At 69.5% G+C, this 22,026-nt stretch carries 16 protein-coding genes; 9 read left to right on the top strand and 7 right to left on the bottom strand.

Features of this window, described 5'->3' with window-relative positions:
• The first annotated feature begins 8 nt into the window (after nucleotides 1-8).
• Both QHF83_RS36750 and QHF83_RS36745 read left to right on the top strand, forming a co-directional pair.
• The gene (locus QHF83_RS36750) at nucleotides 9-1,439 is read left to right on the top strand and encodes an alkaline phosphatase family protein (RefSeq protein WP_282422711.1); all 1,431 of its coding nucleotides are present in this window, start codon (nucleotides 9-11) and stop codon (nucleotides 1,437-1,439) included.
• A complete protein-coding gene (locus QHF83_RS36745; RefSeq protein WP_282422710.1) occupies nucleotides 1,411-3,291 on the top strand; it encodes a cytochrome c peroxidase in 1,881 nt (626 codons plus the stop codon). The genes QHF83_RS36750 and QHF83_RS36745 overlap by 29 nt, the downstream gene beginning before the upstream one ends.
• On the opposite strand, the gene QHF83_RS36740 is transcribed toward QHF83_RS36745, so the two are convergent.
• The gene (locus QHF83_RS36740) at nucleotides 3,288-4,676 is read right to left on the bottom strand and encodes a PAS domain-containing sensor histidine kinase (RefSeq protein ID WP_282422709.1); all 1,389 of its coding nucleotides are present in this window, start codon (nucleotides 4,674-4,676) and stop codon (nucleotides 3,288-3,290) included. The two genes, QHF83_RS36745 and QHF83_RS36740, sit on opposite strands and share 4 nt — an antisense overlap.
• Nucleotides 4,677-4,860: 184 nt before the next feature.
• Here QHF83_RS36740 and QHF83_RS36735 point away from each other — a divergent pair, with 184 nt between their 5' ends.
• Complete coding sequence (locus tag QHF83_RS36735) at nucleotides 4,861-5,361, top strand: hypothetical protein (RefSeq protein ID WP_282422708.1); 501 nt, start codon at nucleotides 4,861-4,863, stop codon at nucleotides 5,359-5,361.
• A 9-nt stretch (nucleotides 5,362-5,370) separates the two neighbouring features.
• On the opposite strand, the gene QHF83_RS36730 is transcribed toward QHF83_RS36735, so the two are convergent.
• The gene (locus QHF83_RS36730) at nucleotides 5,371-6,015 is read right to left on the bottom strand and encodes a hypothetical protein (RefSeq protein WP_282422707.1); all 645 of its coding nucleotides are present in this window, start codon (nucleotides 6,013-6,015) and stop codon (nucleotides 5,371-5,373) included.
• Nucleotides 6,016-6,176: 161 nt separating this feature from the next.
• On the opposite strand from QHF83_RS36730, the gene QHF83_RS36725 reads away from it, so the two are divergent.
• Both QHF83_RS36725 and QHF83_RS36720 read left to right on the top strand, forming a co-directional pair.
• A complete protein-coding gene (locus QHF83_RS36725; protein ID WP_282422706.1) occupies nucleotides 6,177-7,544 on the top strand; it encodes a hypothetical protein in 1,368 nt (455 codons plus the stop codon).
• A 44-nt stretch (nucleotides 7,545-7,588) separates the two neighbouring features.
• A complete protein-coding gene (locus tag QHF83_RS36720) occupies nucleotides 7,589-13,150 on the top strand; it encodes an Ig-like domain-containing alpha-2-macroglobulin family protein (RefSeq protein ID WP_282422705.1) in 5,562 nt (1,853 codons plus the stop codon).
• Between the two features lie 6 nt (nucleotides 13,151-13,156).
• Here the strand turns inward: QHF83_RS36720 and QHF83_RS36715 are convergent, their stop codons facing one another.
• Nucleotides 13,157-13,525: a DUF4180 domain-containing protein gene (locus QHF83_RS36715; RefSeq protein WP_282422704.1), complete on the bottom strand. Its 369-nt coding sequence runs from the start codon at nucleotides 13,523-13,525 to the stop codon at nucleotides 13,157-13,159.
• A gap of 57 nt (nucleotides 13,526-13,582) precedes the next feature.
• Nucleotides 13,583-14,251, bottom strand: a complete 669-nt coding sequence (locus QHF83_RS36710; RefSeq protein WP_282422703.1) for a hypothetical protein — start codon at nucleotides 14,249-14,251, stop codon at nucleotides 13,583-13,585.
• A 244-nt stretch (nucleotides 14,252-14,495) separates the two neighbouring features.
• Between QHF83_RS36710 and QHF83_RS36705 the strand changes: the two genes are divergently transcribed.
• Nucleotides 14,496-14,915 (top strand): hypothetical protein, encoded by a 420-nt coding sequence (locus tag QHF83_RS36705; protein ID WP_282422702.1) that lies wholly within the window; start codon nucleotides 14,496-14,498, stop codon nucleotides 14,913-14,915.
• 133 nt (nucleotides 14,916-15,048) lie between these two features.
• Nucleotides 15,049-15,804: an alpha/beta hydrolase gene (locus QHF83_RS36700; RefSeq protein WP_282422701.1), complete on the top strand. Its 756-nt coding sequence runs from the start codon at nucleotides 15,049-15,051 to the stop codon at nucleotides 15,802-15,804.
• Nucleotides 15,805-15,808: 4 nt separating this feature from the next.
• On the opposite strand, the gene QHF83_RS36695 is transcribed toward QHF83_RS36700, so the two are convergent.
• Both QHF83_RS36695 and QHF83_RS36690 read right to left on the bottom strand, forming a co-directional pair.
• Complete coding sequence (locus tag QHF83_RS36695) at nucleotides 15,809-17,899, bottom strand: ATP-binding protein (RefSeq protein ID WP_282422700.1); 2,091 nt, start codon at nucleotides 17,897-17,899, stop codon at nucleotides 15,809-15,811.
• A 252-nt stretch (nucleotides 17,900-18,151) separates the two neighbouring features.
• Complete coding sequence (locus tag QHF83_RS36690) at nucleotides 18,152-18,832, bottom strand: TetR/AcrR family transcriptional regulator (RefSeq protein WP_282422699.1); 681 nt, start codon at nucleotides 18,830-18,832, stop codon at nucleotides 18,152-18,154.
• A gap of 103 nt (nucleotides 18,833-18,935) precedes the next feature.
• Here QHF83_RS36690 and QHF83_RS36685 point away from each other — a divergent pair, with 103 nt between their 5' ends.
• Nucleotides 18,936-19,262: an FHA domain-containing protein gene (locus QHF83_RS36685; protein ID WP_282422698.1), complete on the top strand. Its 327-nt coding sequence runs from the start codon at nucleotides 18,936-18,938 to the stop codon at nucleotides 19,260-19,262.
• Nucleotides 19,263-19,301: 39 nt separating this feature from the next.
• On the opposite strand, the gene QHF83_RS36680 is transcribed toward QHF83_RS36685, so the two are convergent.
• Entirely contained in the window at nucleotides 19,302-19,883 is a 582-nt protein-coding gene (locus tag QHF83_RS36680) for a hypothetical protein (protein ID WP_282422697.1), read from the bottom strand.
• A gap of 77 nt (nucleotides 19,884-19,960) precedes the next feature.
• Here QHF83_RS36680 and QHF83_RS36675 point away from each other — a divergent pair, with 77 nt between their 5' ends.
• Entirely contained in the window at nucleotides 19,961-22,024 is a 2,064-nt protein-coding gene (locus QHF83_RS36675; protein ID WP_282422696.1) for a hypothetical protein, read from the top strand.
• Nucleotides 22,025-22,026: the final 2 nt, after the last annotated feature.

Below are 22,026 nucleotides of genomic sequence, written 5' to 3'. Positions count from 1 at the left end.
GGAAGCCGATGCGCCGCGCTAGCTCTCTGCTCCTCGCTTTGCTCCCGACCCTCGCCCTCGTCGGCTGCACCTCCGACGAGGACCCGCAGACCACGCCCCCGCTCCCTGGCCCCGCGGAATGGAACCGCGACGTCGTCCCGCCGAGCGACGACGAGGCCGCCGCGAAGCGGACCTCGTGCGGGTACACGGAGGGCATGCTCCCCGCGGAGACGCAAGGGGCGTCGCGCCCCTACGGCGCCGAGATTCCCGTCGACCACATCGTGGTCGTCATGATGGAGAATCGCTCCTTCGACCATTACTTCCAGAAGCTGCCCGAGTACGGCCAGGACGATGTCGAGGTCGCGCCCGAGAGCTTCACGAACCTCGACCAGACCGGCACCGCCGTCGCCCCGTTCCGCGACAACCAGTTCTGCTTCGTGGACACGAACCACGAATGGACCGGCACGCACGAGCAGATCAACGGCGGCCAGATGGACGGGTTTTTCAAGACCAACGACGGCTGGCACGAGCTGCCGAGCCCCGGCGCCCCCGAGGAGATGCTGAGCGGCCGCCGCGCCCTCGGCTACTACACCCAGGACGATCTGCCGTTTTATTACTGGCTCGCGAACGAGTTCGCCATCGCGGACCACTACCATTCCTCGATCCCCGGCCCCACGTGGCCGAACCGCATGTACCTCTACGCGGCGACCTCCTTCGGCGCCGTCCACAACGAGTTCGTCGAGGTCGACAAGACCCTCTTCGATTACCTCGAGATGCGGCAGGTCTCCTGGCGCGTCTACGTCTCCACCACCCCCGGCGTCGCGATCTTCGTCGACAAGTACGTCCAGTACAACAACGACGAACACGGACATTTCGCGCCGATCGAGAATTACTTCCAGGACCTCGAAAACGGCACCTTGCCCCAGGTCGTCTTCGTCGACCCGGGCATCGCGCGCGAGGGCTACGCGCAGAACGACGAGCATCCGCCCGCGATCGCCATGCTCGGCGAGCAATTCACCGCCGGCGTCATCGAAGCCCTCGCGAAGAGCTCGGCCTGGGAGCGCTCCGCGCTCTTCGTCACGTACGACGAGCACGGCGGCCTCTACGACCACGTCCCGCCCCCGTCCGCCTGCCCGCCCGACGACATCGCGCCCGCGTTGAAGCAAGGCGACACCGACGCGAAATTCGACCAGCTCGGCGTCCGCGTCCCGCTCCTCGTCGTCTCTCCCTACGCGAAGAAGCATTTCGTCGGTCACCGGACGTACGATCACACCTCGATCGTCCGCTTCATCGAGGCCCGCTTCCAGATGCCGGCGCTCACGAATCGGGATGCGAACGCCGAGGCGCCGTGGGAAATGTTCGACTTCGAAAACCCCCCGCATGCCGAGCCCCCGACGTTCGCGATGCCCACGGTCGACCAGGCCAAGCTCGATGCTTGCAAGGCGCTTTACGAGCCCTGAACGCCTCTCCGCGCTCGTCCTCGCGGCCCTCTTCCTCGCGGGCTGCCCGGACGAGCCGGAGGCCCCCGCCCCCGCGGACGCGGGCGCGCCTCAAGACGCGGGTGCCGTCCTCCCCGAATCTCCGATATCCCCGCTCTCGCGAATCGTGGAAGAGCCCGCCCGCCGCGGCCTCGGCGCCCTCGAGGCGCTCGCGGCCGCCATGCCCCAGGGCCGCGGCGACTCCGATTCGCATTACCTCGACCTTCGCCGCGCCCTCGCCGCGGGCGCGCCACTCTGGCGCAGACCGGAGAGCCTCGGCGGCGAGGTCGTCTTCGGCCCCCCGCGCTCCGTCGACGAAGGCGGCGGCGCGCTCCTCCGCCTCGACGCCGCCCTCGTCCACGGCGACGCCGCCGCCGCGCGCACCGAAATGCGCACGCTCGAACGCGCCTTGCGCCTCTTCCAGAACGAGGCGCGCCGCATTCCGCCCGCGCCTGGCATCGTCGCGCATGCCCTCTCGCTCGCCGCGTACGACCTCGGCGCCCTCGCGCTCGAATCGATGCAGGGCGTCCCCGAAGGCTCCGCCGCCGTCCTCGCCGATCTCCGCGGCACCCTCGATTTCATCGAATCCGCCGCGGCGGCCCTCGCGACGCCCGGCACTGCCCAGACCCCGGCCGCCCTCGATTCCGTCAAAGAAGCCACCCGGCCCCTCCGCGCCCGCCTCGACGCCGCGAAGACCGCGGACGACCTCGACGACCGCGCGGGCTTCGCCCTCGCCACGGGCCGCCTCGGCGTCGCCCTCCGCCGCCTCGTCGCCGCCGCCGGCGCGACGGTCCGATTGCCTTATCGTGCCCGTTTCCCGGTCGCGAAGACCGACGCCGACGAGCCCGTCTCGGCCCTCACCCTCCCCGCCCCGCGCAGCCGCCCGCGCAGCACCGGCGGCGACGAAGCTCCCTGGGTCGCGCTCGGCCGCAAACTCTTCTTCGACAAACGTTTGTCCAAGAACAACGCTCGCTCCTGCGCCACCTGCCACGTCCCCGAGAAAGGCTTCGCGGACGGCCTCCCTCGCCCGCCCTCGCTCGATCCGGCCGTCACGCTGCGCCATACCCCGACCCTGCTCTACGCCCCGCTGCACGCCGCGCAGCTCTGGGACGGCCGCACGCTCACGCCCGAGCGCCAGGCCCTCGGCGTCATCCACGCGCGCGCCGAAATGGGCCTCGAGCCCGGCGAGCTCGTCACCGCCATCGAATCCGCCGCGGACCTCCGCGCCCTCTTCCAGACGCTCCCCACCCCGGGCGTGACTCCCGACAACGTCGGCCGCGCCCTCGCCGCCTTTGAATCCGAGGTCTTCGTCCCCGGCGACGCCCCGATCGACGCCTTCGCCCGCGGCGACGAGACCGCGCTCTCGCCCTTGCATCGCCGCGGCCTCGACGTCTTCGCCGGCAAGGGACGCTGCGCCCGCTGCCACATCCCGCCTTTCTTCGGCGGCTCCCGCCCGCTCGATTTTGCGGTTCCCATCTTCGCCGTCCTCGGCGTCCCCGACAAACCCGGCGGCACCGCCCTCGATCCGGATCGAGGCCGCGGCGCGTTCACCTCACGCCCGGCCGACGAGGGCGCCTTCAAGACCCCGACGACCCGCGACGTCGCGCGCACCGCGCCTTATTTCCACCACGGCGCCTTCCGCACGCTCGAAGAGGTCGTCGATTTCTACGACAAGGGCGGCGGCAAAGGCTTCAGCCTCCCTGTCCCGAACCAGGACCCCGACGTGCGCCCGCTCGGTTTGTCCGCCGACGACAAACGCGCCCTGCTCGCCTTCCTGCGCGAGGCGCTCCTCGACAAAACGCCGCCCGAGAAGCTCGCCGCGACCCCGCGCTAATCACTCGCCTTCGTGGGCACCTCGAAAAAAAACACCGCGCCGCCCGCCTTCCCGTTCTCGTATCCGACGCGGCCGCCGTGCATCACCACGATCGTCTTCGCGATGTAGAGCCCGAGCCCCGTCCCGCCGACGCTGCGCGTGCTCGACGCATCCGCCTGAGAAAAACGCCGGAAGATCTTGTCGCGGAACGCCTCCGGCACCCCGGGCCCCCGATCCGCCACCTCCACGCGAAACCCCTCCGGAATCGCCCGCGCGCGCACCTGCACGACTTCGCCGGCCGGCGAATGCTTGATCGCATTCGACAGGAAATTCAAGACCACCTGCTGGATCCGTTGCGGATCGACGAACACCGGCATTCCCTCGGGCGCGTCCGTCTCCACCACGATCTCCTTCGCCTGCGCCGCTGGCGCGTGCAGCTCGATCGCGCCTCGCACGACGTCCGCGAGGTCCGCCTGCGCGAGCTTCAGCGAAATGCCCCCCGCCGCGAGCTTTCGCACGTCGAGCAGATCGTCCACGAGCCGCCCGAGCCGCTGCACGTTCTCCGACGCCATCTGCAAAAGCTCCGCCTCGAGCTCCGGATCCTTGCCCGCCACGCCGCCCACGACGAGCCCGATCGCGCCCCGGATCGCCGTCAGCGGCGTGCGCAATTCGTGGCTCACCACGCTCACGAGCTCGTCCTTCGCGCGCTCCGCCTCGATACGCGCCGTCATGTCGTGCGCGCTCACCAGAATGCCGGGTTTGCCCGTCACTGGATCCGGAATCGGCCGCGCCGCGACCGAGAACCACCGCGGCCCCTCCGTCGTCACGACCTCCACGTCCTCGAAAAACGGCTCGCCCCCCGCGACCTCTGCGAGAGCGCGCGCCCCCTCCGCGGGCTCGGCGAAGATCCCCTCGAACGAGAATGCATGGCCAAACGTCTCGCGCGCCAGCGTATTCGCCTGCAAGAGCGATCCGTCGAGCGCGTGCGTCGTCACTACGAGCGGCGCATACCGGACCGCCTCCGCGGCGCGCACCACCTCGGGATCCGCGGTGTCGCGAATCGGCGTCCCCTCGACGAGCAGGCCCCCACGGCCGTCGGGCAGCGGAAATGCTTTGAAACTCATGTGCACGCGGACCGCGTCGCCCTTCGGATAGATCGTCCGCTCCGACGTGAAGCGCTCGCCGGCCGCCACGCGATCGCGCAGATGCTGCAACGTCGCGCGAATCGTCGGCGATGGGGCGAGGTCCCGGTTGACGAGCTCGCGCAGATCCTCGGCGCGCCAGAGGGCCACGGCCGCGCGGTTCGCCCACACGATCCGCACCGCGTCCGGGTCCGTGATCCAGACGGGCTGGTCGAGCAAATGCAGGATTTCGAGGCGGGGATCCGCGAGGGGCGAGAAGCGCATGGGCGGCTCTTGCGGCCATCCCCCTCCGCGAAAAGCGAGGGGCCGACGCGAGGCAAAGCGCCATCCTAGTCGCGTACGCGGCCCGGGTGGGGTAAAAACGACGGCGCGCGTGGGTGTCGATGGACACGTCCATCGGGAAGACCCACGCGACGCACGACGTGGAGCGAGGACCCCGGAGAGCACGATGGACAAACGAAGGGACCCGAAGGCGCGAGCAGGAGCGCCCGAGCAACCGGAACCGGCGCCGCTCGACGAAGAGGCGCTCGAAGAGGGCGAGGAAGGCGAGGATGAAGACGAGGACGAGCTCGCGCCCACGGTCATCGTCGGTCGATTCGGCGATCTGCGCGGGTTCGCCGACGCCGCGCTCGTCAAGAAGCACGCCGAGCGGCCCATCTGGTTTCTGATCGAAGACGACGCGGACCTCGTCGAGCTCTTCGTCCGTCACCCCGAAAAGCCCGCCCCGCGCGCCACGGCGGAGACGTTGCTCGGCGTCTTGCGCTCGTTCGCCGCGGCGGAGAGCGAGGCGCTCCAGGCCCTGCTCGGCCCCACGGACCAGATCGGGTTCGGCTATCACGAGAACGCTTCGTTCGACGATGTGGTCGCGTCGTTCGAGGACGACGGCTTCGAGGTCGCGTTTGCCCTGTACGAAGGGAAGGTCGTGCCGGAGGACGAGGACGACGAATGAGCGTCCGTTTCAAACCGTCCAGGTGATCCGGACCGTGACGGCCTTCAGGGGAGTACCGTCGCGCTCGCCGTCGGGCATCGGCGCCGACCACGAATACCGCACGTCCCGCGCGCCCACGCCGCTCAGCGCGCCCTCGATGAAGCCCTCGTTGCACCACAGGTAAAACCCCAGCATGGGCGCGGGCATGCCGGCGAACCGCCCCTCCACGAGCCCCTCGGCCGCGAGCGACATCTCCGCGCGGCAATGGTCGAAATATCGCTCGAAGATGCGCGGCAGCCGGGCGGCCATGTCCCCGACCGACGAGCTCCGCATCTGCGCGCGATAGAGGCCCATCACGTTGTGCTCGCCCGCGTGACGCGCGCGTGCCCGGACGAACCTGTCGAGCGGCGTCCCCTCGAGCTTCGCCAGCGCGCGGACGAAATGGACGGCCGGCACGAGATCGTAGCTCGACGCCGCGAGGAAAATCGTACGTCCGAGAAACGCCACGACCTCGGGGTGGTCGATCGCGGCATACGCTGCCGAAAGCCCGCCGGGCGTGCGCTTGTTCGCGTACTCGAAATTCCCTATGTACATGACGCCGCGGACGCGAAACGGCCCTTCCCCGATTCGATGTCGCCCCGGCGACGGATCGCAGGCCCACGTCTCCTTGTACATGGCGGGGGAGTTTATCGACCCGGGCAGAACCCCGCAAGCGCGCCCCCTCACCTCGCGCGGCGCGACGAAAACGGGAGGCGCGGCGGCCGTGAGCGGGCTTGGCGCGCTGGAATCGATCGAACCCCAAGCCCCTCGCCGCCCGCGCGTCCAACGAGGCAGCGATGCCCCGTTCTGCCCGCCTCGCGAGCGCTCTCGCCGCGCTCGCCCTGCCTTTTGTCCTCGGGTGCGGCGCGAAGGCCCTCCCGCGCGGAGACGAGGCCGCCGCGCGTGGCCCCGCGATCCCCGCGCCGGATTCCCTCGCGACCGAACCCACGAATCCCAGCGGCGCAACCTCCCTCGTCCTCCTCGAACCCCACCAGGGCGATACCCCGTTTTCCGCGTTCCGGCTCGTCAACAAGAACCCCGATCCGATCCGCGGCGCGCGCCATTGGCCCGGCCTCTTCGGCACGATCGAGCGGCTCGGCCTCGACGACGTTTATCGCGCCTTTCCGCCCCCGCAGGGGTATTGCTTGACCGTCTCCGCCCAGCCCGAGCTCGCGCCCTCCGCGGCGACCATCGTCTCCGAGCTCCCCCTCATGGGCGGCGAGCGTATCCTGCCGCCAGGCCGCTATAGGTTCGTCCTGCCACACCTACGCGGAACGTACCCCAACAAACTCTTCGCCGCCACCCTCGCCTTCGAGGTACACGGCCTCGATCCGACCGAGAGCGAGGAGCTCGTGCGCCTGCTCGATCGGGACGACGTCCGCGCCTGCCCCCTCGTCGCCTCGTATTTGCTCGACACCATCGAGCGCTCGGCCGCGCCCGAGGCCCTGCCGCGCCTCGAATCGGTCCATGCGGAAACCCTCGACGAGCGGGCGCGCCTCTACGCTGTCCTCGCCCATTTCCCCGAGCACGTCCCGCGCCTCGCGCGGATTGCCGCCGGCCCCACGCCGGGCTCCCTCGCCGCGGCCGTCGTCCTGCTCGAAGAGGGCGCCCGCGGCGCCGCGCTCACCGCCGCCATCACGCGCGTCGCGCTCTCGCTCGCCGCCTCCGACGAACCCCCGATTCGTGTCATCGACGCCCTCGCTCGCGAGGCCGACGAATGGCCACCTGAAATCGCCCCGCGCCTCGTCGCGCGCCTCCTCGCCACGCGCTCGCCCGAGCTTCGCCTTTCCCTCGCGACGGCCCTCTCCGCGGCCGGCAAAGAGGTCCTCGGAAAAGAAGCGCGCCCGGCCGTGAAAGCCATGCGCGCGGCGGCGCGCGCGAGCGCGGACGCGCGCATTCGCGAGGCCTTGCTCGACATGGCCGCGGCCCTCGCGGAAAACCTCGGCGACGAGCCCCCGCGTGATCGCCCAGGCCTCGCGCTCAAGGCCATGCCCGAGCTCGGCGGCGCGGCGGACGACCCTTGCCACATCCTCTTCGAATCTCTCCGCCCCCATCCCCTCTTGCGCCATACCCCCGCGGCGTGGCCGCATGGCGAACGCGAGCCTTTGCGCACGCGTTTCGGTGCGTCGGGCGTGGAGCTTTACCGTCCTGCCAAAGACGAATGAGCCGGGAACCTCGGACCGCCTCGCCTGTCGATCCCCACCTCGTCATGCGTTTGCGCCGCCCCTCGCCTGCCGCCGCCGTGCTCGCCGCCCTCGCCGCCGCCTCCGCGGCCTGTTTTCCCGGCGCGCGCCCCCCGAAACCTCCCGCGGCGCCCGTCCGGGGCGAGCTCGCCCCCCGCGCAGCCCTCGTCCCCCGCGCTCCGGAGGCCGGCCCGCTTCGCGTCGTCTATGCGGGCCCGAGCGGCGAGACCGGGACAAGCCCCGAGATCACGCTCGTCTTCAGCAAACCCATGCGCGCGATCGGCGCGGATCCGCGCTCGCCCGAGGCCCCCGTCCGGATCACGCCGGCCCTTCCCGGCGCATTCTCCTGGGTCGGATCGAGCGCAGTCCAGTTCGTCCCTGAAAAACCCTTTCCTCCCGCGACGGCATTCCGCGTCGAGGTCCCCGCGGACACCCGCGCGCTCGACGGCAGCGCCATCGAAGCCCCGTTCGTCCTTTCCTTTTCGACCCCGCGGCCCTCCCTCTCCGGCAGCGAGCCCGCGCGCGACGCGACCGGCATTCGCCCGGACGCGACGATCACGCTCTTCTTCACGCAGCCCGTGAAGGCCTCCGAAATCTCGCGCGCCGTCACGATCGACGCGGGCCGCGGGCCCGTCCCATATTCGATCGTCGAGCTCACGGACGATCGCGCCGTGCTCGCTCCACGCGCCCCGCTCCCGCGCGACAGGGACGTCCTCGTGCGCATCGACGCCTCGCTCCGCGGCGCCGAGGGCGAGCTCTCGGCCGGCAAGGCCGAGGAAATCCGATTTCGCACCCTCGGCCCCGCGGGACTCGCCTCCGCGAAATGCAATCCGCACCCCCTCGAAAAGGACCGCTGCGACCCGACCGAGACCACGATCACGCTCGCGTTCGCGACGCCCATCTCGGAGGAGGTCATCGAGCGCGCCATCGCCGTCGAGCCTCGCCCGGACTCGTTCCATGTATCCGGCTCCTACGACGACGGCGAATCGAGCCGCGAGGTGTACGTGAACGGGAGCTTCGAGCCCGGGAAAACCTATCGCGTGGAGGTCCGCGCCCACGGCGGCGGCCGCGCCTTCCAGGACATCCACGGCCAGCGCCTCCCCGCGGACATCAAACGCGAGTTTCGTTTCGGTGACCTGCCCGCCGAGCTCATCATCGGCGCGAGGGGCACCTACTGGGCCCCCGCCAGACGCCTCCTGCCGATTGGCGTGACGAACACCGTCGACGCGACGGTCTCGCTGATTCCTCTCGACAAGGACCAGGTCCTCGCGCGGCTCGCGGGCCCCCCGATCCCCCTCGCCTCTCCTGCATCGAGCTACGCCGCGCTCACGGGCAAACGCAACGAGGAGCGTTGGTCTCGCCTCGTCGTCCAGGATCACTTGCCTCCGGGCGTCGCGAGTGGCCCCGTGCTCGTCCGGGCCGGGTATCGCAGCGCGCCGGAGCAGGCTCCGAAGACGGTCGAAAAGGAAATGCAATTGACCGACCTCGGCCCCTTGACCAAGATCGCCCCGGACGAGGCGCTCGTCTGGCTCACGCGCCTCTCGAATGCGGCCCCCGTGAGAGGCGCGCGGGTCGAGGTCCACCACGTTCCGCCCGGCGGGCGCCCCTCGCTCCTCGGCGCGGCCGAGGCCGACGACAAGGGCCTCGCGGCCATCCCCTTGCGCATTCCCCCGCGAAAGCCGGGCGAGCGCGAGGCCCAGCTCGCCGTCGTGGCGCGGAGCGGCGACGATTGGATGTACCAATCGCTCGCCGCGCCGCCCGCGCCCGAGCCCGTCGGCCGCCTCTTCTCCGCTCGCGGAATTTATCGACCCGGCGAACGTGTGGAGCTCAAAGGAATCCTCCGCGTCCCCGTCACCGCGGGACTCGAGACGCCGAGCGGCCGCGAGGTCACCTTGCATATCCTCGACCCCGAGCGCCGCCCGATCAGCACCACGCGCCACGTGCTCTCCCGCTTCGGCACCTTCGCGACCGTCGTGCCCCTCGCCGAGGACGCCCCGCTCGGGCGTTATCGCGCCGAGGCCGAGATCGACGGCGAGCGCATTCACTGGGGATTCTCGGTGGATCATTATCGCCCCGTGCAGAGCAAGGCCGACGCGCGTCTCGACAAACACGTCTACGAGCCGGGCGACCGCATGACCTGCACCGCACGCGGCGAGATGCTCTACGGCGCCCCGATGGCCGGCGGCCGCGCCTCGATCGTCGTGACGCGCGGCTCCGGCGAGCCAAGCGTTCCCGACTTCGACGATTACGTGCTCGCCGAGCACGACGTTCGGGTGCCTTCGGCGCAGATCGCCCAGGGCACGGGCAAGCTCGACGGTGACGGCGCCTTCTCGCTGGGGATCCCCGTCGTATTGTCCGGCCAAACGACGGTCGAGACGGTCACCTGCCGGGTCGAGATCATGGATCTCAACCACGAGACTCGGTACACGGAGGAGAGCGCCCTCGTCTACCCTGCCAGCGTGCTCGTCGCGCTCTCCGAGGACGACCGAGCCTGGGTCAAGCCCGGCGAGAAGGTCACGCCGCGCGTGCTCGTGGTGACGCGGGACGGCGAGCGGCGCTCGCACCCGGTGCACCTCGAATTTTCGCGCCGCGCCCGCCGCGAGGACAACGCCGTCGAGGACCGCACCCTCGGCACCTGCGACGTCACGAGCGGCGCGGCGTCCGTCGGCTGTGATTTCACGATTCCCGCGCAAATCGTCGGGACCGACGACGAGATCGAGCTCATCGTCCGCGCCACGACGAAGGACGAAAAAGGCCGCCGCGCCGCGGCCTCGTATTCTCTCCGCGTCAACACCGCGGTCACGACGACCACGACACCGCCGCCGCCGCCGCCTCCCCCTCCTCCGCCGCCTCCGCCTCCCGCGCCGGAGCTCGCCCTGCGCGTCGAAGAAAAAGAGTATCGGGTCGGACAAACCGCCCGCCTCGTCCTCGACTCGCCGCATTCGCAGCCGAACCAGGCGCTCATCACGGTCGAGCGCGAGGGCCTGCTCTTCCGCCGCGTCGTGCCCCTCGCGCCCGCGGGCACGCAGACGATCGTCGACGTCCCGATCACGTTCGCCATGATGCCGAACGCGGAGATCAAAATCACGACGCTCATGGGCACACGCTCGGAATCGCGGGAGACTTGGATCCACGTCAGCCCCAAGGACCGCATGCTCGACGTCGAGGTGCGCCCGAGCAAGCTCCAGGCGGCGCCCGGCGAGACGCTCGACGTCGAGGTCGTTGCGAAGGACGCCGCGGGCAAACCGGTCCGAGCCGAAATCACCTTGTGGGCCGCGGACGAGGGCTCGCTGATGCTCACGTATTACATCACGCCCGAGCCCTTCCTGGCGCTTTATGATCCCCGTTATCCGAGCGTCCGGACGAAGGACGTACGCGACGATCTCCTCCGCACCTTCTCGGGGGGCCACCGCACGAAGCCGCCCCTGGTCCGCATGGGCGCGACCAGCGTGAGCCCCCGCCGCGGCGATTTCCGACAAACCGTGGCGTTCCTTCCGGACCTCGTCACGGACGCATCGGGCCGCGTGAAGCGCCGCATCAAGCTGCCCGACGGCCTCACGGCCTATCGATTCATGGCGATGGCCGTGGCCGAGGACGATCGTACGGGCTCGGACGATGCCACCGTCCTCACGTCGAAGCCCCTCATGGCGCGCCCGAGCATCCCGCTCGCTTTGCGCGCGGGGGATCAATTCGAAGCTTCCGTGGCCCTGTCCGCGCTCGACATCCCCGGCGGCAATACCGTCGTGACCGCGAGCGCCGAGGGCCTCACGCCCGCGGGCCCGATGCGACGCGAGGCCACGGTCGACCCCGAACACCCGGCCCTCGTGCGTTTTCCCTTCCGCGCCGAGCGCGCCGGAAAGGCCCGCCTCTCCTTCGAGGCGAGCCTGCAAGACGAGACCGACGGCGTCGACCTCGAAACCCAGATCGCCGTGCCCACGACGTTCGAAACCGCGGCCCTCTCGGGCGAGACGTCCACGGCCATTGCCGAGCGCCTCGAGGATCTCGCGGGCGTGCGAAAAGACGCGGGGGGACTTTCGATATCACTCGCCTCGACCCCGCTCTCCGGCCTCGCCGCGGGCATCGAGCAACTCGTCGAATACCCGTACGGGTGCACGGAGCAAACCGTGAGCCGCATGGTCCCGCTCCTCGCGCTCCGCGACCTCGCCGATTCCCTCGGCGCGCCGCTCGTGCCCGGAAAAACCGGCCCCCAAAAAGAAGGCGACGTCGACGCCGCGCTGCGGGAATCGGTCGACCGGCTGCTCACGCACCAGCGAAAAGACGGAAGCTTCGGCCTCTGGCCCGGCTCGTCCGAGGGAGATCCCTACATCACGGCCTATGCACTCTGGGGCCTCGACGAAGCGCGCCGCCGCGGAATGCCCGTGCCTGCGGGCGCCCTCGATCGCGCCGCCCATTCCCTCGCGTCGAGCCTCGCGGCGCCGTTCGCCGGGGCAAACCCTTCCGCGCTCGAACGCGCCGCCTTCGCGCTCGACGTGCTCGCCATGGCCCGGCGCCCCGACGAGAGCCGGATGCGCGCGCTCTTCGGCGAACGCGCGCGCATGCCTCTTTTCGCGCGCGCCCTCCTGCTCCACGCCTTCGCCGTCGCAGGCCACGGAGCCGGGAACGAAAGCCGTGAGCTCCTCCGCGACCTCGAAACGAACATTCGAATCGACGGCCCCGGGGCGCATGTGGCAAGCGCGTCCGAGGCCAAGGCCCCCTGGCACGACTTCGACTCCGGCGTGCGCACCGACGCCGCGGCCCTGCTCGCGATCGTCACGACGAACCCCACGCACCCCCTCGCGACTCGCCTCTCGCGCGGCATCCTCGACGGGCGCGCCGGCGGCGCTTACCGCACGACCCACGAGGCCGCGTGGGCGCTGCTCGCGCTCGACGCGTACCGCAAGAAAAACCCGGCGCCTCTGGATCCCGTGGAGGCGCGGGTTTTCCTCGGCGATACGTTGCTCGCGGACGCGCCCCTCGGCGGCGAATCGGGCAAGCTCCGCCGTACGGCCTTCGTGCCCATGGCCGACCTCGTTCGTGGCCGAGGCGCGCCGCTCACGTTCGAGGCCGTGGGCGGAGGCCGCCTCCATTACGAGGCCGTCCTCCGCTACGCCCGCGAGGACATGCCCCGCGAGCCGCTCGACGCCGGGTTTTACCTGACAAAAACCTTCCGCCCCGTCGCTGACCTCGGAGGCCCGGTCCTCGCGACCAGCGCCGCCGCCGAACCCCGCTTCGATCCCGGGCAGGTCGTGCTTTGCGAGATCGAGGTCGTCACGCGTGAGCCGCGCCGCTTCGTCGTCCTCGAAGACCCGGTCCCCGGCGGCCTCGAACCCATGCGCTTCGCGCACGACGTCGGCGGCCCCTGGCTCGCGAACCTGCAAATGACGCCGGCACAGCGGCGCGAAATGCGCGATGACCGCGTCGTTTATTTCATCGACACGCTGCCCGCCGGCATCACGAGATTCCGGTATCTCGCCCGCGCGGCCCACGTGGGCCGCTTCGTGGCGCCGCCGACGCACATCGAGGAGATGTATGCGCCCGAGACGTTCGGTCGCACGGGGGGGACGTACGTGCGGGTGGGAGCAAAATGAGCGTCCTCAGGCGAACGCGTGGATCCATTCCACGGCGGCTTCGCGGGTCTCGAACACCCCGAAGTGCTCCCCGCGGTTCTCCTCGGCGACCACCTCGCCGAAGCGGCTGCTATAGCTGACGCTCCCCGGCGGGCATACCACGGCGAGCCGGATCCGATAGTTTCTCAATTTTTGCAGGATGTCGCCGGCCACGCGCGAGCTCAGGTCGAAGAAGGCCGCCGGCAGGTTCGCCGCGTAAAGGAGGACGCATCCTGCCGTGCTCCCGAAGCAGGCCTCGATCACACGATCGACGTCCCGCGCGCTCGTCAGGAACGCCTGGTCCGGCTGGCCTTCCACGACCGTCACGCCCCCCTCGTCCACGATTCTCGGCTCCATGGCCGCGCATCTAAGCCGAGAGGCCCGGCGCTCGTCAATCACGATGTCGTGGCGGCGTTACCGGCAAACGGCCTCCGCCGAGAACGACGCATCCCACGTCTTCGGAACGTCGCACGGGGTGGGATAGACGCAGCACTCGCCCGTCTCCGGGTTCTTCGCGTACGTGAGCGCCTGCACGCAAGCCCCGACGACCTCGCCCACCCGCGCCTTCGGGCAAGCGCTGTTCACCACGCGAACGCCCTTCGAGGGGAGATCGCCGCTCGAGCCGAGCTCACCCTTCGGGGGAAGCTTGCCCTTCGAGCCGAGATCCCACTCCTTTTCGACGGCGTTTCCTGATTGCGAGCTCTCCTTGCCGATCGACGTGTTCTCTTTCGTCACCCCGCCCTTGCCGAGGCCGTCGGGCAGCGGCTGTTTGAGCTCTTTGCCTTCGATACCTTTGCCTTCGATCTCCTTGCCTTCGATCTCCTTGCCTTCGATTGACGCCTCATCCGTCGCGTGGCCGTTGCCCTCGACCGGCACGAACTCGACGTCGCCCTCGAGGGAGATCCCCTTTCCCTTCCCCTCGTCTTTCGAGGGCACCTGGGTATCCCCGCCCTTCTCGGCGCCCGACACGTTCTCCTGCCCGAGTGCGAGGTCGTCGTCGTCTCCGCTCCCGAGCGAGCAAGCGGCGACGAGGAGGCCGAAGAGAGGCAGCACCGCGGCACGCGCGACCGTGAATGAACGCATGGGCATTCCCTCCATCCTGGACTTTTTCCGGCTGCCCACGACGGCAGCCGCTCCAGGGATTGCAAAGGAAGGACCACGCAGAGGTGCTGAGAAACCCGTGCGCGGCCGCCTGCTTGGACAGAACGCCCGCGTATTTTTCCAGAAAGCCGGAGTTCCATGTCGAGCGACTTGACACGGCCGCGAGAGGTCACGGACACTGCCCGGCGCGGAGGCCCCCTGGAATGGCCTGCTGCGGAGGACTTCGGTGGCGGAGAAAGACGACGAGCCGCTCGATGAGGAGGCGTTCCTCGAGGAATTGCTGCAGCGGGAGCTCCGCGAGCAGGGGCGCACGTCGCCGCGGCCGCCGTGGCTCCGGTATCCGGAGGTCCCGCGGTACTCCATTCACTGGCGCATGGGCTCCGGCGAGAGCTACCTGATGGCGTGGTGGCAATGGGCCGAAGGACGCTCGGCCGAGGAGAAGACGGCCTACTTCCGCGAATTCGCGCCCATCCCGGTCGAATGGGTCGATTGGGTCGGCATGCAGTTCCGGCACGACCTCGAGGACGAGGAGAAGGCCTCGTTCGACGACCTCACCCGCATATACGCCGATGCCATCGCGGACCTCGGCCTGTACGACGTCGCCGCCTGGCAGGTTTACATGAAGGGCGACGGAACGAGCGAGTGACCCCGATTACGCGGCAGCCGACATCGATCGCGATGTTCCGTCCGACCGACGACGCTTTTATACGAAAAATCGGCAGCTAGCAAGCGTTTTCGGCATGCTCTATGCACGTCGCCGGAAGGAGAGGTCTTCGAGCATGAGCGTACCCATCCGCAAAACACACCTCCGCGGCGACATCGAGATGCATGTGGACATCCACGGCGAGGGCGAGCCGCTCGTCCTCCTGCACGGCTTCTTCGGCTGCGGCCGCGATTTTCGTCATCTCGGCGGCGAAACCCTCCACGAGGGGTTCCGCGCCATCGTCCCCGATCTGCCCGGCCACGGCCTTTCGGGCAACCCCCGCGGCACGTTCGTGTTCCGGGAGGTCGCCCGCGACATGTACTCGCTCCTCGACGAGCTCGGCATCGATCGATTCCGCGCGATCGGCTTCAGCGGCGGCGGCAACGTGCTTTTGCACATGGCGACGCAGCAGCCGAGCCGCGTCGAGGCCATGGTGATCGCCGCGGCGACGCCGTACTTTCCGGAGCAGGCGCGCGCCGCCATGCGACAGTTCACCGTGGAAAGTAGATCCGAGGAAGAATGGCGCGAGATGCGCGAGCGGCACGTGCGCGGCGACGAGCAAATCTTGGCGCTCTGGAACCAGTGCCGCGCATTCGCCGAACGTTACGATGACATGAATTTCACGCCGCCGTACCTCGCGACGATCACGGCGCGGACGCTTATCGTCTACGGCGACCGCGACCATCTTTATCCCGTCGAGCTCGCCCTCGAAATGTACCGAGCGATCCCCGACGCGAGGCTCTGGGTCATTCCAGGCGGCGGTCACGGCGCTGCATTCGAGGCGGGAGAGACGTTCGTCCGCGTGGCGCGGAGCTTTTTGGCGACGCAATAGCCGCTCAGGAGCGACCCGTGTCCTGCCGGGACCGAGGATGCTTCGGGGCCACGACCTTGTGAACCCCGGTCACCTCGGGGTGGACGCTCTTGAAGATGCCCGTGACGAGGTCGCGTGAATCGGGTGCATTACCCATGATCAGCAATTGCACGTCGTCGAGCCGCGGCACGGACGACGCCTCCACGACGGTGACCTCCGGGGCCTTTTCGACGCGCAAGGGCAGCTCGACCGTGAACGTCGCGCCGAGCCCCTTCCCCGGGCTCTCCGCGACGACGACGCCGCCGTGCGCCTCCACGAGATAACGCACGATCGAGAGGCCGAGGCCGAGCCCGCCATGGCTGCGGGTCGATGAGCTGTCGCCTTGCCGGAACCGTTCGAAGACGTGCGGCAAGGTGGTCGGCGAAATGCCCACGCCGTCGTCCTTCACCCAGAGGATCACCTTGTCGCCGCGGCGGCAGCCAATCTCCACCGATCCCCCCGGCGGCGTGAATTTGAGCGCATTGCCGAGCAGGTTCTCGATGATCTGCCGAAGCCGGACATCGTCGCCGAGGACGGGGAGCGGGCTCTTCGTCTCGAACACGACATCGAGGCGGATTCCCTTCGCCTCCGCGACCGGGCGCATCGCCCGCACGGCCTGCGTGAGCGGCTGCACGAGGTCGAGATCCATGAAATCGAGCTGCAGCGTGCCCGCGATCATGCACGTCGTGTCCATCAGGTCCTCGATGAGCCGCGCCTGCGTCTGCGCATTCCGCTCGATGGTCTCGAGGGCCTTGCCGCGGCTCGCCTCCGGCACCGAGTCCCGCCGCAAAATGCCGGTCCAGCCGAGGATCGCCGTGAGCGGCGTGCGGAGCTCGTGCGAGATGACGGCCAAAAACTCGTCCTTCAGCCGGCTCGCCTCCTGCACCGCCCGATAAAGCCTGGCGCGGTCGATCGCCATGCTCGCCCGCCGCGCGATCTCCTCGGCGAGGGCGCGCTCCGCGTCCGCCACGAATCGCCCGGGCGCGCCGCCGAGGAGCGTCAGGTGGCCGAGCGCATACCCCTGGATCACGAGAGGCACGACGAGGAGCGAATGAACGCCGCGCCCTTCGAGCTCGCGGCGCGTGGCGGGATCGAGATCGCCGAAGCCGAACGCGCGCCCCGACGGGACGAGATCGAGCAAGTCCTCGGCGAACGCGGCCCCGCGCCCGAGCGCCGCGAGGCAATATCGATTGCCAGACTCCTCCACGTGCATCGTGCACCCGTCGGCGAACGACGGCACGAGCAGCCGCGCCATGGAAGCGAACGTGCTCTCGTACTCCAGCGACGAGCCGAGAATGCCGCTCACCTCGGCGAGGAGCCGCTGCGCCTCCTCCGCTCTCCGCCGCGCCGTGACGTCCCGCGAGATCCCCACGAGGCCGATGACCCGGCCCTCCTCGTCGTACCAGGGCCCCTTCGTCGATTGCCAGTACCGCGTCGCGCCGCTGCTGGTGGTCGACGTGCATTCATAGGTCGTCGTGCGCCGCGTGCGCATGATCTCCCGATCGCGCCGGGCGATCTCCGCGGCGTCGTCCTGTGCGAAAAGCGCATTGTCGTCCTTGCCGACGACGTCCTCGGGCACGAGGCCGAAGACCCGCGCCCCCGCCGAGTTGATCATCACGTACCGGAGGTTCAGATCCTTCACGAAGACGCAATCGTTCGTCCCTTCCGTGACCGCGCGGAGCAGCTCCCGGCTGAGCCGCAGCGCCGAGAGCTCCGCCTCCTCGGCGAGGACCCGCGCGAGCGCCGGGGCGCAATGCATGGCCAGCCGGGACAAACACGCTTTGATGGCGGCGTCCCGCCGCAGACCCTGGAAAGCGACGACGCCGAGCACTCTGTCGCCGACGGCAAGCCGGACGGCCCACCCTTCGCGCCCCGCGATCCGCATCTGCGTGGGCCCCGGCGCGGAGAGCGCGGCGGCGAGCCCGCGCGGGGCCGGATCGTTCGTGCCGGGGACGGAAAGCTCGTCGGCCACGAGGACGGCGAGCAGGCCGGACGTGGCGCCGAGCGCCCGCGCGCCTTCCGCGGCGACCGCGGCGGCGACCTCCTTCGACCTCCGGCACGCGTGCAAAGCAAACACGAAGGGCGCGAGGGCTGCGTCAGCCCCCGGATTCCAGCGTTTGCCGCGACCGCGCGAATTCCTGGGTGAAGGCAACGACAGATGTTGCCAGACGACGGATTTCCCTTCGAGCCGGCCGGTACCTGATTCTCGAATCCGGCGTCGCCTGATGAATACAGTGCTCCAGGAAGGACGGCGCGGGCGTCGCGTCACGCTTTCATCGTCACGAGAGCGCTGCCCGGCGTTTGCCGGTGTGTCCTCACCGTTCGAGGCTCACGGCGCGCGGCACATGCCGGCGAGGAGGGCGGCGAACGAGGCTTCGAGCTCACCGTAGAAATCGACGCGCAGCGGGACCATTTTCGGCGCGGCGAGCACCTTTTTCATGGCGCCGACCGGGTGCCCCATCGGCCAGAGGCCCGAGACGAGCGCGCCGAGCCGCAGGATCGCCCGCACGCCGCCGCCCTCGGGCAAGGCCGGGAGCGCCGCCTCGAACGCCGCCCCCGCGACGACGATATGCTCGAGCATCCACCGCTGGGAGGCACGCGCCGCCTCGAGGGAGAGGTTTTTCTCGATGTCGCAAGAGTTGATCGCGAGGAGCCTCAGCATGGGCTCCCGCGGCGCGAGCGTGCGCACGACGAGCGCGGCCACGTCGTGCGGCGAGGTATCACGAGAGAGGCCCCGGAGCGCGGGCATGATCTCGTCGAACCATGCGCCGAGCCCCTGGAGGAAGAGCGCCTGGAAGACTTCTTCCTTCGTGGCGAAATATCGATAGACGCTGCCCTTCGCGAGCCCGGCGCGCTCGGCGACCTCGCCGATCGAGATGTCGTCGAGCGATCGCTCCCGGAAGAGATCCGCGGCGGCCCCGAGGATCGCCACGCGCCGCTGCTCCTTTTGCTCGGCGCTGTGCGCCCTTTGCCATCCTTCGCGCGCCTGGGGCTTGCTCGTGCTGCGCATGTCGACAACAACGTAAACGGACCCGCGGTCGTAGGCGACCGTCGATCCGCCGTCAAGCGTGGACGGGACCGATGATCCGTTGTCTTCGTGGTAACCTCGGCGCATGGCCACGTCGTTCGCGCTCGTCGTGCTCGCAGGACTGCCCGGGGAGATCGGAGGCGTCATCCCGCTCGCCGAGGGCGCCCAGGTCTTCGGGCGCACGGAAGGCGCCGATATCCGCCTCCGGTCGGACACCGTCTCGCGAAGGCACGCGCGGATCACCGTGGAGGAAGGGCGCGTCACGATCGAGGACGTCGCGAGCACCTCGGGCACGTTCGTGAACGACGAGCTCTTGCGAGCGTCGCGGGAGATCTCGCCGGGCGCGAGAATCAGGATCGGTGGGGTCGTCCTCGAGCTCGTGCGCGCCGAAGACGGAGTCCCGAGTCGTTAGCCGTCGCTGGAATGTTACAGTCGGACAGACCGCCCCGGGTCAGGCTTTTTTGGGGCCGGTCACCGGGACGAACGAGCCGTGCTGCACGCGCTCGGCGCCGGGCTTCGGGAGCGCGCCGGGGAGCACGGTGATCTTGGCCTCGCCCACGATTTGACCACGCGAGGCGACCCACTCGTTGCGCTCCTCGATCCACGCCGTGCACGCCGCGCGCACCTCGTCCGAGATGCCGCGCGGATCGTCCGGATCGGCGAGCTGGAGGCCCGTGTCGTAGCGGTAACGGACCTCCATCGGGCGGTTCGGATCGAGGTTCTTCTGCGCCTCGCGATGCGCCGCGCGCGCCGCCTCGTTCTCCTTCTCGCGCGCGAGCGCCTGCGCCTCGGCGGCCTTGTCGCGCGCCTCGGCGAGGGCCTTCTCGGCGGCTTGCTCCTCCGCGTCGAGCGGGCGCAGCGCGGCCTTCAGGCGGTCGTTCTGTTCGCGCGAGAGGCCTTCGAAGACCACGCCGAGCACATCGGTGAAGCGCGGGCGCTCGCGGAGCCACGCCGTCGTCGCCTCTTCGTCCGGAAACTCCTGGAAAGACGTCTCGCCGGTCTTCAGGTTTTCGAGCTTGAGCATGATCTTCATGGCCCGCATCATCGCCGGGCTCGAAGCGCAAGGCAAGGGCATGCACCTTGCTGTCCGCGGGCCCAGGAGACGCTCCGATGCTTGCAGGAAAATGCGCGTTTATCGGGATCGTCCTTTCGACGGTCTCGCTCTCGTCCTGCCTCCCGGTGACCCGGGAATACGAGGACGGCATCTCGATCGCCCCGAAGCGCGCGCTCTGCCCCCCGGGGCTCGCGCGGCGGGGCGATACCTGCGAAGAGCCTCTCTGGGCGGAGATCGCGCCCTTGCCGGCGAACGCGCTGCGTATGCGCGACGTCGTGGACGTGGACGGGCACGAGGCGTGGATCGTCGGCCATGGCGGGCTCGTATTGCACAGTAACGACGGCGGTGAGAGCTTCGAGCGCGTCGACGTCGGGACGGGCGAGGATCTCGCCTTCGTGTGGGCGGACGAGCAGGCGATCGTGCTGACGGCGGCGCGGCGCGCGTGGGTTTCTCTCGACGAAGGCCGGACGTTCGAGCCTTCGCCCGAGGCGCCCGAGGAGCTATCGCGGTGCGTGCTTTTTTTCGGCCGCGTGGTCTGCGGCTCCGCGCAGGGCGGCCTTTATCACGGCAAACCCGGCGACGCGGCATTCGCGAACGTGCCGCTCGGCGGACGCACGGCGGTCGCGGTCGGTCCGGGGTATCTCGTGGCCGCGACCGAGAGCGGCGGGACGACGATACGGATCCGTTCGACCGAGGAGCCGGATCTTCGTGCATTCCACGGGGACACGCAGATCGCCGGCGGAAATTCCGGGACCGTGGACTCGCTCTGGGCCTCGCGCCACGAGCTCCTCGCCTGCGTGGTGGGTGACGATGAGGCGTATATGAGCGGCCTGGCCCTGCATTGCTCGACCACGCGGGGAAACACGTTCGAGCGGCGCGGATCGCTCGCGCCCGAGTGCGCGCGCGGTCCGCAGATCGCCGGCAATTCGAGCTCGCTCCACGTGATGACCCATTGCAACACCCTCGACATGCCGACCACGTTCGAGGTCTGGACCTCGCGCGACGAAGGACAAACCTTCACGCGGGGCACGTGGGGCGCCGAATTCGAGAGCTCGTGGCGCGGCGCGAACCGCGTGAGCTTCGGGACCGCGAACCACGGGCTCTTGCTCACGCACCGTCTGCGCCGCTCGACCGACGGCGCGAAGAGCTCGGAGCCGATCGAGCAAAACGCGATGTCCGCCGACTGGGCCGGCGGCATGAACGAAAACAAGGCCGTCTTTTTCCCGACGAAGGCGCGTGGATACGTGATCGCGATGCAGAACACGACCGCCGTGTTCAAGTTCCGGCTCCATCGCACGGACGACGCGTTCCATTTCGACGACGGGACGGACCTGCCGGCGTTCACGGACGACGGGGCCCGCCCGCCTTCTCTGTCGGCGCACGAGGATCTGCTCTGGCTCGCGTTCCCGAGCGAATACGTGCAGCAGACCTTCCTGCGCAGCGAAGACGGCGGCCGGACCTTCCTCCACGACGGTTTTCCCGCGCAGGGGCAGCCGCTCGCGGCCGCCGTGCTCGGTCCGGGCAGGCTCGGGTTCGTCGCGACCGCGCGGGGCGCCGTCAATGCTCGTCCGCTCTACCGATCGAAGGACGGCGGCGCCACGTTCAGCGAGCTCTCGCTCCCGGATGGGACGTACATTCGTGATCTACGGCTCCTCGATTCGGGGCGGCTCGTCGGGGTCGGCGAGAATGGGCTCATTCTGACGAGCGACGATGCCGGGGAGACGTTCGTGGTTCGTCGCGGCGGAATGCCCGACGAGGAACAACTCGTCTCGGTGGCCTTCGCGCCGGGCACCTCCGTCGGGTGGGCCGGCGGTGTGACGAGCACGGGAGAGCCGCTCCTCCTTCGCACCGAGGACGGGGGCACGACCTGGGTCGCGCATGCGCTCGGGGTTTCGCCGGCCTCGGTCGTGCAAGTGGCCGCCGCGACGGAGACGCGCGCGAGCGTCGTGCTCGAAATGCAGGGCGTGCGTTCGCTCGTGATGACGCAGGATGGTGGGCAATCGTGGTCGCGGCGGGAGACGCCCGGCGGTGATCCACTCCGGATGGTCGCGCGGCTCCCGGACGGGGAGACGACCTTCGCGCTCGGGGCGTACGGCCTTTATCGCAGCCGCACGCCCTGAGC

This window comes from Polyangium sp. 15x6 (genome assembly GCF_029960785.1).
Taxonomy (GTDB): Bacteria; Myxococcota_A; Polyangia; order Polyangiales; family Polyangiaceae; genus Polyangium.
Note: the sequence above shows the minus strand (reverse complement) of the source record. Positions and strands in the feature narration are given on the sequence as shown.

Coding starts and splice junctions, on each gene's coding strand:
- QHF83_RS36750 (WP_282422711.1), top strand. CDS start 9: ATGCGCCGCGCTAGCTCTCTGCTCCTCGCTTTGCTCCCGACCCTCGCC.
- QHF83_RS36745 (WP_282422710.1), top strand. CDS start 1,411: ATGCTTGCAAGGCGCTTTACGAGCCCTGAACGCCTCTCCGCGCTCGTC.
- QHF83_RS36740 (WP_282422709.1), bottom strand. CDS start 4,676: ATGCGCTTCTCGCCCCTCGCGGATCCCCGCCTCGAAATCCTGCATTTG.
- QHF83_RS36735 (WP_282422708.1), top strand. CDS start 4,861: ATGGACAAACGAAGGGACCCGAAGGCGCGAGCAGGAGCGCCCGAGCAA.
- QHF83_RS36730 (WP_282422707.1), bottom strand. CDS start 6,015: ATGTACAAGGAGACGTGGGCCTGCGATCCGTCGCCGGGGCGACATCGA.
- QHF83_RS36725 (WP_282422706.1), top strand. CDS start 6,177: ATGCCCCGTTCTGCCCGCCTCGCGAGCGCTCTCGCCGCGCTCGCCCTG.
- QHF83_RS36720 (WP_282422705.1), top strand. CDS start 7,589: ATGCGTTTGCGCCGCCCCTCGCCTGCCGCCGCCGTGCTCGCCGCCCTC.
- QHF83_RS36715 (WP_282422704.1), bottom strand. CDS start 13,525: ATGGAGCCGAGAATCGTGGACGAGGGGGGCGTGACGGTCGTGGAAGGC.
- QHF83_RS36710 (WP_282422703.1), bottom strand. CDS start 14,251: ATGCGTTCATTCACGGTCGCGCGTGCCGCGGTGCTGCCTCTCTTCGGC.
- QHF83_RS36700 (WP_282422701.1), top strand. CDS start 15,049: ATGAGCGTACCCATCCGCAAAACACACCTCCGCGGCGACATCGAGATG.
- QHF83_RS36690 (WP_282422699.1), bottom strand. CDS start 18,832: ATGCGCAGCACGAGCAAGCCCCAGGCGCGCGAAGGATGGCAAAGGGCG.
- QHF83_RS36685 (WP_282422698.1), top strand. CDS start 18,936: ATGGCCACGTCGTTCGCGCTCGTCGTGCTCGCAGGACTGCCCGGGGAG.
- QHF83_RS36680 (WP_282422697.1), bottom strand. CDS start 19,883: ATGAAGATCATGCTCAAGCTCGAAAACCTGAAGACCGGCGAGACGTCT.
- QHF83_RS36675 (WP_282422696.1), top strand. CDS start 19,961: ATGCTTGCAGGAAAATGCGCGTTTATCGGGATCGTCCTTTCGACGGTC.